Origin of the sequence: Kribbella sp. NBC_01505 (assembly GCF_045040285.1) — a bacterium.
Classification (GTDB): Bacteria; Actinomycetota; Actinomycetes; order Propionibacteriales; family Kribbellaceae; genus Kribbella.
The window spans coordinates 1,758,170-1,769,122 of sequence record NZ_CP109425.1; the positions used below are offsets into that span (position 1 = coordinate 1,758,170).

Here is a 10,953-nt window from a genome sequence, read left to right on the forward strand (position 1 = left end):
CGGATCACCTTTCGGGTGAGGGGGTCAATATCGGTTTCGGCGTCGGTGTGACCGGCCGCTTCGTCGGTGCCGCCGGCGGTTTCCCGGCGCCCTCGACACTCCCCCACAACTTCGTGTACCAAACCGGCTTCGCGACCTCGTCGCCCGGCTCGACCGGCGTCCCCGGCTCCGGCGGTGCGCCGAGCGGTTTGCCGTCGGCGCCGATCACCCGGTAGCCGACCTCGCCCGGCATCACCCAGCCGAGCCGTTGCCGCGCCTGGGCCTTCACGAACGCGTCGTCGTCCCAGCGGTCGATCTCGTCGTTCAGCTCCTTGACGCGCTTCTCGCGGTCGTGGATCTCCTGCTGCAGCGCGGTGATCTGCTGGTGCTGGTCGAACCACACCCGCAGGCTCTGCGCGTACGACACGACCAGCGCACCGAGCACGAGCAGGACGACGGCTGCCCGGCCGGTGAGGTTGCGGGAGCCCCTGGTCCGGACCGGACCGGAGCCGGCCGAGACCGCCGGCCGGCGCTTGGGCTGGTCACCCCGGCGGGCCGGTGGACGCGTCTGGGTACGGCTGGACGGCCGTGAACCTGGACGTGCACCGGAATCCCGTCGGGACGACATACCTGTCTCCTACGTCAGCCCTGGTAACGAGGGAAGGCCGAGCGACCCGCGTACGTGGCGGCGTCGTCGAGCTCCTCCTCGATCCGGAGCAGCTGGTTGTACTTGGCGGTGCGGTCGGACCGGGCCGGCGCACCGGACTTGATCTGGCCGCAGTTGGTCGCGACCGCGAGGTCGGCGATCGTGGTGTCCTCGGTCTCGCCGGAGCGGTGGCTCATCATGCAGGTGAAGCCGCTGCGGTGGGCCAGGTCGACCGCGTCCAGGGTCTCGGTCAGCGAGCCGATCTGGTTCACCTTGACCAGCAGGCTGTTCGCCGACTTCTCGGTGATGCCGCGCTGCAGCCGCTCGACGTTGGTGACGAACAGGTCGTCGCCGACGATCTGGATCTTGTCACCGAGCTGGGCGCTGAGGTTCTTCCAGCCCTCCCAGTCCTCCTCGTTCAGCGGGTCCTCGATCGAGACGATCGGGTACGACGCGACCAGGTCGGCGTAGTAGGCGATCATCTCGTCGGCCGACTTCTTGCCGCCCTCGAACGCGTAGACGCCGTCGGTGTGGAACTCGCTGGCCGCGACATCCATCGCCAGGGCGATGTCGGTGCCGAGCTTCAGGCCGGTCTTCTCGACCGCCACGGCGATCAGGTCGAGCGCCTCACGGTTGCTGGCCAGGCTCGGCGCGAAGCCGCCCTCGTCGCCGAGGCCGGTGGACAGGCCGCGCTCCTTCAGGACCGCCTTCAGCGCGTGGTAGACGCTCGCACCCTGCATCAGGGCCTCGCCGTACGTCGCGGCGCCGATCGGGGCGATCATGAACTCCTGCACGTCGACATTGCTGTCCGCGTGCGCGCCGCCGTTCAGGATGTTCATCATCGGGACCGGCAGGACGTGCGCGTTCGGGCCGCCGACGTAGCGGAACAGCGGCAGGCCGGAGCTCTCCGCGGCCGCCTTCGCCACCGCCAGGCTGACGCCGAGGATGGCGTTCGCGCCCAGCTTGGCCTTGTTCGGGGTGCCGTCCAGGTCGAGCAGCGCGTAGTCGATCAGCCGCTGCTCGTGGACGTCGTACCCGACGATCTCCTTGTCGATGTCCTCGAGGATGGCCGTGACGGCCTTCAGGACACCCTTGCCGCCGTACCGGGCCTTGTCGCCGTCGCGGAGCTCGACGGCCTCGAACTGACCGGTGGAGGCACCCGACGGTACTGCCGCGCGGGCAACGGTGTCGTCGTCGAGGAGAACCTCGACCTCGACAGTGGGGTTGCCGCGCGAGTCGAGAATCTCGCGGGCGCCGACGGCCTCGATGGTGGCCACAATTGACTCCCAGGTTTCGATGACGAATCGGCTCCGAGCCTATCGTTGAGACCACCGAGCAGGGTGGACCGCGTCCACGATCGCATCCGGCGGGACCTCCCGAACCAGCAACACCCCGTTGGGCGCCCGATACACAGCCAAATTAACGGGGTTCACACCTAGCAGCACGTCGGCACCGGTTCTGCGGCGGTGATCAGGCGCCAGATGGACATGTGTACGCCGTCCCGGCCTGAGTCCCTCACGCCGGATCACCGGAACCACACGCTGAGTAGTTCCATGCCAGAGCAACTGCTCCGGGTGCACGCGTTCCCAACTGTTCTCCAAGGCTTCACGCGTCACCGGCATCCCGGCGAGCGAATGCCCCTGGCAGGCCCGGATCCGGTCGCCGTCCACCTGCAACCGCTGCTTGTCGTTCTCCACAACCGCCGTGTCGAGCCGCGCTCGGTCCAGCTCGAGGATCTTCAGTACGTCGGCGATCGCGGTCCAGCCGTCCGCACTCATCGCGAGTCCACGCTCACCCGCGGTGTGCCGCAGCAGCTTCGACAGCGCCCGGCTGTCCGCGCTCACACCAGCATCCCCCTGAGCTCCGCACCACGCTCACCACGCGACACCACGTAGTACCGAATCGGCGGCAGATCCTTGACCGGAATCCGCCGTACGGCGCCTGTCGTCCGGACCGAGCCGTTCACCACCGCGGGCCCGATCCCGAGCCGGACGAAGTGGACCAGCAGATCCCACCCCTCCGCCTCGACCGCCACCGACCACCGCACCCCTTGATCCAGCAACGCCCGCTCCAACTGCTCCCGATGCGGCCGCCCCTTCGGCGGTACGACGAGGGCCTCGTCCTGGAGGTCCTTGAGCCGAACCGTCCGCCGCTTCGCCAGGCGATGATCCGCGCGAGTGATGAGCGTCTGCGGGTATTGCCCGAGCAGCTCGCAGTCGAGATCCCCCGGTGGGACGCCCAGCGCGGTCACTCCCAGATCAGCGGTTCCCTCGCGCACCGCCTCCAGCGTGCGCGTGGCGTCGCCGGTGAGCAGTCGCAGCTCGCGCCCTTTGCCGACATACCGGCGGATGGGCTCGCCCAGCAGGTAGAGGTAGGCGCCGGAGCCCGCCATCAACACGGTCGGCCGCGGTGGCGCGGCGCCCAACGTGCTCAGGAAGTCGGTCGCGCGGTCCGCCTCTTCGTTGGCGAACAACGCGAGCCGCTCGCCCGCGTCGGTGAGGTGCAGTAGGCGACCGCGCTTCACATACAGGTCGTGCCCCAGCCGCTCCTTCAGCTTCCGGATCCGCGTGTGCAACGCCGGTTGGCTCACGTGCAGCTCCACCGCAGCCCGCGTGAAGTTCCGATGCCGCGCGAACACCGCGAACACCCGCAGATCCTCAGCCACCAGAGTCATCGCCTCAAACTATAGCTCTATCGACAATTACTAGTTCCGCTGAATTCCTCGCGCCGCGACCCTGGATCCATGAACAGATGGGGAATCGACATCGGCCGGGTGATCATCAACGGCACAACAGGCCCCGGCGACACCTCGTTCTTCGCCGGCGACACCGCGGCCATGCTCCGAACCCCCGCCGTCCCCGAAGCCTTCGAAACCATCGCCCGCCTCGTCCCGCGCTTCACCGACACCTGGCTCGTCTCCAAATGCGGCCCACGGATCCAGGCCCGGTCGCTCGCCTGGCTCCATCACCACGACTTCTTCAGCCGAACCGGCATCCCCACCGACCACGTCCGCTTCTGCCTACGCCGCCCCGAAAAAGCCCTCCACTGCTCGGATCTCGGCCTGACCCACTTCGTCGACGACAAACCCGACGTGATCGCCGCGATCACCCCAGTAGTCCCCCACCGCTATCTCTTCCGCGACTGGCCCACAACCGAAGCCGCCATCGCCCATTCCCTCACCCACCCCTAATCCCCGCCCCGCCCCGCCCCGCCCCGCCGCTCTTTGTGCACCAAGCTCATCTTTGGGAACCCACCAACCACCTAGAGCCCGCCAAAACGACTGGTGGGTACCCAAAGATGAAGCTCGTGCACAAAGAGAAGGCGACCCACCTTTGGGCACCCTGGAGCCGCGGCCGCAGCTGATTACTTGGGGTGGGCGGACCGCTGACACTGTCCAAGTCGCGGATTGCGGCTCGGGCGAGCCGGTGCTGAGCGTGCGAGCCGGGAGCTGGCGCGGGTTGGTCAGTGGGGGGGTGCAGGCTCGGTGCTCTGGAGCAGGCGGACGGCCACCACCGTCCAAGTGCCGAAATGGGGGCGGCCGGGCCGTGGGCTGAGCGTGCGGGGGTGAGGTGACGCGAAGTTACTGGGTGATGGGGGTCCGGGTCAGCTGGAGGACTCGGCGGCGCGGATTTGCTCGGTTAGGTGGAGCAGGGTGGTCCGGAGGGCTTGTTCGGCGTCTACGTCCAGGGCGCGGGCTTCGCGGACCAGGGCTAACAGCTGAGTGCCGATGCGGGACTGGTCGTCGGTGGGGGCGGGGAGTTCGGCTGGGTTCACCTTGGCGGCTCGGCCGAGGATCTTGTCGGCGAGGGCCAGGGCCGGGAGGGCGGTGGGGATGCCTTCGAGGACTGAGGAGCGCTGTTTCTCGGCGGCCTTGATGGATTCCCAGTTGGCTTCGACGGCGGCGGCGTCGGGGGCGTGGACGGAGCCGAAGACGTGGGGGTGGCGGCGGATGAGCTTCTCGACGATGCCGCCGGAGACGTCGTCGATGGTGAAGGTTCCGTCGTCCTCGGCGATCCGGGAGTGGAAGGCGACCTGCAGCAGCAGGTCGCCGAGCTCCTCGCGGAGGTGGATGCGGTCGCCGGTGTCGATGGCCTCGAGGGTTTCGTAGGTCTCCTCGAGGAGGTACTTCGCGAGGCTCTCGTGGGTCTGTTCCTGGTCCCAGGGGCAGTTGCGGCGGAGGCGGTCCATCACGCGCACGAGGTCGATCAGCCGAGCACCCGGTACGTCGTACGAGCCGTGCAGGATCTCCACCTCGTACGGCGGTCGCGGCTCCTGGCTGAGTTGCTCGGCCACGAGCCGGAGCAACCCTGGTTCGCCATCCTCACCGACGAGCCAGGCGACGCGCCGGCCGTCCACCGCGGCAGCGGCGAGCCACGCCCAGTGGTCGCGGACGTCCCCGACCACTGCGGTCACGACGAAGCCGGCGCCCACGATCGCCTGCACATCCGCACGCGACGGACCGCTGTCGGCGCCGATCAGGTCGGCGGACGACAACGCCGTCCATGCAACGCGGGTGAGCAGGCCCGGCGCGACCCGGGGGCTGGTCAGGACAACAGTGATCGACCCACCGGGGGCACCGGACATCAGCAGAACCTCAGCCCTGCGGCTGCTGCTGTTGCTGCTGCTCCTGCTGCGCCTTCTCGTCGGCCTCGCGCTTGGCCTTGGCCTGCGAGGACTCGTCGGACAGCGAACCGGAGACCGCGCCGTCGATGGCCCCGTCGGTCCACTTGCCGAACCGCGGCGAGATGTCGACGCTGATGTTCTTCGAGGCGTCCTTGACCACGGTCAGACCGGCCTTCTGCGCGGCCGCCACCTGCGGGTCGGTCACGCCGGTGCCGCCGCCGAGCTTGATCGTCGCCACCGCGGTCGAGGCCACCTGGGACAGGAAGTCGCGCGCCACCGGGTCGGCCTCGAACTTCGCGTACGCCGCCGGGTCCCGGACCACGAGCTTCATCGCGGTCGCGATCTCGGCGTCGCTGACGGCCACCGACCGCTGATCGCGGACCTGCTTGACGAGCGCGTTGTTGACCAGCTCGCTCAGCGTCACCTTGGTCTCGAACGGCTGACCGAGCGCGTCGGACACCGCGCGCGAGGTCTTGTCGACGTCCCCGACGCTGATCTCGGTGCTCCCGACCACGGCCGCCGCACCCGGGTGGGTGCCGGCCGCACAGCCGCTCGCCAGCAGCATCGTCGCCGCAGCCACACCGAGAGCCTTAAGCGCTCTGCTCACCGAAATCTCCTCGCATCTCCAGTAAAGGTCACGCCGGTACCACGATCGGCTCGGCGACGATGTCGTCGATCAACCGGGTACACCATTGCAGCAGCTCCTGGTCGCGAAGCGGCTGACCGCCGATCTGCCGGGTGGCAGGTCTCGGCACCAGGATCGTACGCAGTTGCGGCTTGACCAGACTCTTCGGGTACAGCCTGTTGAGCCGCAGCACCTTCGAATCGGCCAGATCCACCGGCCCGAACCGGACCAGATTCCCCTGCAGGGTGACGTCCTGCAACCCCGCCTGCCGGGCGTGGTTGCGGAACTTCGCCACCTCGATCAGGTTCAGCACCGGCTGCGGGATCTCGCCGTACCGGTCGTGCAGCTCTTCGACCAGCTCCGCGATCCCGGCAGCATCCCGCACGGCGGCCAGACGCTGGTACATCTCGAGTCGCAGCCGCTGCGACGGGACGTAGTCGTGCGGAAGGTGCGCGTCGATCGGCAGCTCGATCTTGACCTCGGGCTCCTCCGCGGGAGTGTCGCCCTTGTACTCCGCCACGGCCTCGCCGACCAGCCGCACGTACAGGTCGAAGCCGACATCCGCGATGTGCCCGGACTGCTCACCGCCGAGCAGATTGCCGGCGCCGCGGATCTCGAGGTCCTTCATCGCCACCGCCATACCGCCACCGAGATCGGCGTGCTGCGCGATCGTGGCCAGCCGGTCGTGGGCGGTCTCGGTCAGCGGCTTCTCCGGCGGGAAGAAGAAGTACGCGTACGCCCGCTCGCGGCCACGACCGACACGACCGCGCAGCTGGTGCAGCTGCGACAGCCCGAGCAGGTCGGACCGCTCGACGATCATCGTGTTCGCGTTCGAGATGTCGATGCCGGACTCGACGATCGTCGTACAGACGATGACGTCGGACTGCTTCTCCCAGAACCCCTGGATGACCTGTTCGAGGGCGTGCTCGTTCATCTGGCCGTGCGCCACGGTCACCCGCGCCTCAGGCACGAGCTGCCGGATCCGCGCGGCCGCCTTCTCGATCGTGTTCACCCGGTTGTGTACGACGAACACCTGGCCCTCACGCAGCAGCTCGCGCCGGATCGCCGCGGTCACCTGGCCCTCCTCGTAGGCGCCGACGAAGGTCAGCACCGGGTGCCGCTCCTCGGGCGGCGTCGCGATCGTCGACATCTCCCGGATCCCGGTGATCGACATCTCGAGCGTGCGCGGGATCGGCGTCGCGGACATCGTCAGTACGTCGACCGCCGTCCGCAACCGCTTGAGCTGCTCCTTGGCCTCGACCCCGAACCGCTGCTCCTCGTCGACGATCACCAGCCCGAGGTCCTTGAACGCGACCTCGCCCGACAGCAGCCGGTGGGTCCCGATCACGACATCGATCGACCCGTCGGCCAGCCCGTCGAGCGTGCCCTTGGCCTCCTTGTCGGTCTGGAACCGCGACAGCGGCGCCACGTTGACCGGGAAGGCGGCATACCGCTCGGCGAAGGTCGCGTAGTGCTGCTGCACGAGCAGCGTGGTCGGCACCAGGACGGCGACCTGCTTGCCGTCCTGCACCGCCTTGAACGCGGCCCGGACGGCGATCTCGGTCTTGCCGTAACCGACGTCGCCACAGACGATCCGGTCCATCGGCATGACGCGCTCCATGTCGCGCTTCACATCGTCGATCGTGGCGAGCTGGTCGGGCGTCTCCACGAACGGGAACGCGTCCTCCAGCTCACGCTGCCACGGGGTGTCCTTCGAGAACGCATGGCCCTTGGTCGCCTGGCGAGCGGCATACAGCTTGATGAGCTCACCGGCGATCTGCTTGACCGCCTTGCGGGCCCGGCCCTTGCGCTTGGCCCAGTCGCCGCCGCCCATCTTGTCCAGGCTCGGCTGCTCACCGCCGACATACCGCGTGACCTGGTCGAGCTGGTCGGTCGGCACATACAGCCGGTCGCCCGGTTGACCACGCTTGCTCGGCGCGAACTCGATCACGACGTACTCGCGGGTGGCCTTCTGCGTGCCCGTCCCGACGGTCCGCTGCATCATCTCGACGTACCGGCCGACGCCGTGCTGTTCGTGCACGACGAAGTCGCCGGGCTGCAGCTCCAGCGGGTCGACGGCCTTCTTCCGGCGGCTCGGCATCCGTTGCTGGGAACGGCGTTCGGCCGCCGAGCGCTGACCGGCCAGGTCATTCTCGGTCAGTACGGCGAACTTGATGCCCTCGGCAATGAACCCGTGATCGAGCGCGCCCTGCGAGATCAGTACGACGCCGGGCTCGGGGATCGTGTCGATCCCTTCGACGGCGCGCGCCGGGACCTCGGCCTCGGATAGCAGCTCGGCCAACCGCTGCGCCGGGCCCTGGCCCTCGGTCACGCAGACGACCCGCCAGCCGTCGCGCAGCCAGCCCCGGATGTGCTCGACCGCGGCCGCCGTCTCACCGCGATAAGGGTCGACCTCGTGCGCCGCGATCGCCCGGCTGCGGACCGCGCCCGCCTCGGTGTCGATGTCGAAGGAGACCCGCGCACCCATCGAGTCGCGCAGCTCGGGCGCATCGGTCGGCGCCGCCGCGAACGGCGACATGCTCCACCAGGCCAGCCCCTTGCTCAGGGCATGCGACCGGACGTCACCAAGCGACACATACGCCGCTGCGCCCAGATCGATCGGCGCTTCGCCACCACCGGCAGCCGCCGCCCAGGACGCCTCCAGGAACTCCTGGCTCGTCGCCACCAGGTCGTGCGCGCGTGCCCGGACTCGCTCCGGATCGCTCACCACGACATGCGTGCCGGCCGGCATCAGGTCGACCAGCAGCTCCATGTCGTCGACGAGCACCGGAGCCAGCGACTCCATGCCCTCGACCGCATGCCCCTCGGCGAGCTTGTCGAACAGCTCAGCCAGCTCCGGGTGCTCCTTGGCCAGTACGGCGGCGCGCGCGCGGACCTCATCGGTCAGCAGCAGCTCGCGGCACGGCGGAGCCCACAGCCCGTGCTGGGCGATCTCCAGGGAACGCTGGTCGGCGACTGCGAAGTACCGGATCTCTTCGACGTCGTCACCGAAGAAGTCCACCCGCAGCGGGTGCTCCTCGGTCGGCGGGAACACGTCGATGATGCCGCCGCGGACCGCGAACTCGCCGCGCCGCTCGACCAGGTCGACCCGGTTGTACGCTGCGCCGGCCAGCCGCTCGGTGACGTCCTCGAGCTCGACGGTGTCGCCAACATGCAGTTGCACGGGCTTGAGGTCGGCCAGCCCGGCGACCTGCGGCTGCAGGACCGACCGCACCGGCGCGACCAGGATCTTGATCGGCCCGGTCGTCTCGTCGGACGGATCCGGGTGCGCTAGACGCCGCAGCACGGCGAGGCGGCGGCCGACTGTGTCCGACCGCGGCGACAGGCGCTCGTGCGGCAGCGTCTCCCAGGCCGGATAGTAGGCGACCGAACCGGGCTCGACGAGACACTGCAGGGCCTCGGTCAGCTCCTCGGCCTCGCGGAACGTCGCCGTGACCGCCAGCACCGGCCGATCGGCACCCCGCTCGGCCGCGAGCGCGGCCAGCAGAACCGGCCGGATCGGGCCGGGCGCCGACAGGTCGAGGGCGGTGACCACGTCCCCGCGGGCGTCACGGACGGCCTCGGCCACCACCGGATCGGTGACCAGGGTGTCGATCAGACCGCTCAGTTTCACGAGGGTTTGCCCATCTCAGTCAGGAGTTGTAGAGCCCTTGGGTTGCATCCAGCCCCGCTGTCATCAGTGATTCCACGGCATCGGCCGTCCGGTCCACGGCGAACGGAAGGTCCTTGCGTTCGACCGAGGAGAACTCGTTGAGGACGAAGTCGGCGGGGCTCTGCCGGCCCGGTGGACGACCCACACCGAACCGAACTCGATAGTACTCACCGGTGCCAAGGGATTTCCGCAGCGACTTGAGTCCGTTGTGCCCGTTGTCGCCGCCGCCGAACTTGCAGCGCAGGACGCCGAAATCGATGTCCAGCTCGTCGTGCACGGCGATCAGATTCGCCGGGTCGACCTTGAAGAACTTCAGCAGGCCGGAGACCGGGCCGCCGGACTCGTTCATGTACGACCGGGGCTTGGCCAGGATGGTGCGGAGACCGCTGATCCGGGTCTCGATCACCTCGGCCTTGACCTGCTTGTGCTGCTTGAACGTGCTGCCCGTCCGGGCGGCCAGCTCGTCGGCCACCAGCTGGCCGATGTTGTGCCGGGTCCGGGCATACGAAGGGCCGGGATTCCCCAGTCCGACGACCAACCACACGTCGTCCGCCACGGATCCCGGCCCTCCTGCAGTGCCTTCTACAACGAGACTGTCGGTACGGCGGTGCAGCCTACTCGGCGACCGCGGCCACCGCGGTCGCGGAAGCGGTGACGTTGTCGGCGCCCGGAGCGGCGGCCAGGTCGGCCTCGAGCTCGGCGGCGGTGGTGCCGGCGGTGATGTTCACGATCAGGGTGTCCGGCTCGACGGCCAGCGTGGTGCCGGCGGGGAGCTTCAGGTCGGAGGCGTGGATCGCCGTACCGGCCTCGAGGCCCTCGACGGAGACGGTGACGCCGTCGGGGATGTGGGTCGCCTCGGCCTCGACCAGGATCGACGCGTTCTCCAGGACCACCAGGGTGCCGGAGATGGCCTCGCCCTCGACGTGGATGGCGATGTCGACCTCGACCTTCTCACCGCGCTTCACGATGACCAGGTCGACGTGCTCGATGGTGCCCCGGATCGGGTCGCGCTGGACCTGCTTCGGCAGCGCCAGCAGGCTCTCGCTGCCGGACACCTCGATCAGCAGCAGGGCGTTGGCGGTCTTCAGCGCCAGCATGGTGTCGTGACCAGGCAGGGTGATGTGGACCGGGTCGGTGCCGTGGCCGTAAAGAACGGCGGGCACCTTGCTGTCCCGGCGGATTCGGCGGGCAGCACCCTTGCCGAACTCCGTACGCGATTCGGCTTGGATCTTGACCTCGGCCACGAGAAAACTCCTCAGATGCGTTGCGGTGATCTGTTGACTGGCTGAAACTAGGCTGCGGCCTCAGCGGGCGCCTGCTGACACCGAGAAGGCATCAAGCAACGAACCACCGCGTCGATCACGGAGCCGCGCCCATCAGTTCTCGGGGGGCGTCCCTCGCCGAGGC

Annotated in this window: 10 protein-coding genes; 1 reads left to right on the forward strand and 9 read right to left on the reverse strand. The window is 68.8% G+C overall.

The annotated features are described in order from the left end of the window. Window positions 1-4: 4 nt before the first annotated feature. The 4 genes from OG474_RS07955 to OG474_RS07970 are packed head-to-tail and all read right to left on the reverse strand — an operon-like array spanning window position 5 to window position 3,299. Complete coding sequence (locus OG474_RS07955; RefSeq protein WP_405061569.1) at window positions 5-607, reverse strand: septum formation initiator family protein; 603 nt, start codon at window positions 605-607, stop codon at window positions 5-7. 14 nt (window positions 608-621) lie between these two features. Further along, window positions 622-1,902: a phosphopyruvate hydratase gene (gene eno / locus OG474_RS07960; protein WP_405061570.1), complete on the reverse strand. Its 1,281-nt coding sequence runs from the start codon at window positions 1,900-1,902 to the stop codon at window positions 622-624. Between the two features lie 39 nt (window positions 1,903-1,941). Further along, window positions 1,942-2,469 (reverse strand): RNA 2'-phosphotransferase, encoded by a 528-nt coding sequence (locus OG474_RS07965; protein WP_405061571.1) that lies wholly within the window; start codon window positions 2,467-2,469, stop codon window positions 1,942-1,944. Further along, window positions 2,466-3,299 carry a LysR family transcriptional regulator gene (locus tag OG474_RS07970; protein WP_405061572.1) on the reverse strand — a complete coding sequence of 278 codons (834 nt, stop codon included), beginning with the start codon at window positions 3,297-3,299 and terminating at the stop codon, window positions 2,466-2,468. The genes OG474_RS07965 and OG474_RS07970 overlap by 4 nt, the downstream gene beginning before the upstream one ends. Before the next feature lie 69 nt (window positions 3,300-3,368). Here OG474_RS07970 and OG474_RS07975 point away from each other — a divergent pair, with 69 nt between their 5' ends. Then, the gene (locus OG474_RS07975; RefSeq protein WP_405061573.1) at window positions 3,369-3,815 is read left to right on the forward strand and encodes a hypothetical protein; all 447 of its coding nucleotides are present in this window, start codon (window positions 3,369-3,371) and stop codon (window positions 3,813-3,815) included. A 413-nt stretch (window positions 3,816-4,228) separates the two neighbouring features. Here OG474_RS07975 and OG474_RS07980 read toward each other — a convergent pair whose 3' ends face one another. Genes OG474_RS07980 through OG474_RS08000 form a run of 5 tightly spaced genes read right to left on the reverse strand, consistent with a single transcriptional unit; the run spans window position 4,229 to window position 10,790 of the window. Further along, the gene (locus OG474_RS07980) at window positions 4,229-5,209 is read right to left on the reverse strand and encodes a MazG family protein (protein WP_405061574.1); all 981 of its coding nucleotides are present in this window, start codon (window positions 5,207-5,209) and stop codon (window positions 4,229-4,231) included. A 10-nt stretch (window positions 5,210-5,219) separates the two neighbouring features. Further along, window positions 5,220-5,855, reverse strand: coding sequence for a hypothetical protein (locus OG474_RS07985; protein WP_405061575.1), 636 nt, complete (start codon window positions 5,853-5,855; stop codon window positions 5,220-5,222). Between the two features lie 28 nt (window positions 5,856-5,883). Beyond that, window positions 5,884-9,507, reverse strand: coding sequence for a transcription-repair coupling factor (gene mfd / locus OG474_RS07990; protein ID WP_405061576.1), 3,624 nt, complete (start codon window positions 9,505-9,507; stop codon window positions 5,884-5,886). Window positions 9,508-9,526: 19 nt separating this feature from the next. After that, a complete protein-coding gene (pth, locus tag OG474_RS07995; RefSeq protein WP_405061577.1) occupies window positions 9,527-10,102 on the reverse strand; it encodes an aminoacyl-tRNA hydrolase in 576 nt (191 codons plus the stop codon). Window positions 10,103-10,160: 58 nt separating this feature from the next. Then, on the reverse strand, window positions 10,161-10,790 hold the full coding sequence (locus OG474_RS08000; RefSeq protein WP_405061578.1) for a 50S ribosomal protein L25/general stress protein Ctc: 630 nt from the start codon (window positions 10,788-10,790) through the stop codon (window positions 10,161-10,163). Window positions 10,791-10,953: the final 163 nt, after the last annotated feature.

What these genes read in the sequence shown, in the direction of transcription:
- OG474_RS07975 (WP_405061573.1), top strand. Translation starts at nt 3,369, where the DNA reads ATGAACAGATGGGGAATCGACATCGGCCGGGTGATCATCAACGGCACA.
- OG474_RS07970 (WP_405061572.1), bottom strand. Translation starts at nt 3,299, where the DNA reads ATGACTCTGGTGGCTGAGGATCTGCGGGTGTTCGCGGTGTTCGCGCGG.
- OG474_RS07955 (WP_405061569.1), bottom strand. Translation starts at nt 607, where the DNA reads ATGTCGTCCCGACGGGATTCCGGTGCACGTCCAGGTTCACGGCCGTCC.
- OG474_RS07980 (WP_405061574.1), bottom strand. Translation starts at nt 5,209, where the DNA reads ATGTCCGGTGCCCCCGGTGGGTCGATCACTGTTGTCCTGACCAGCCCC.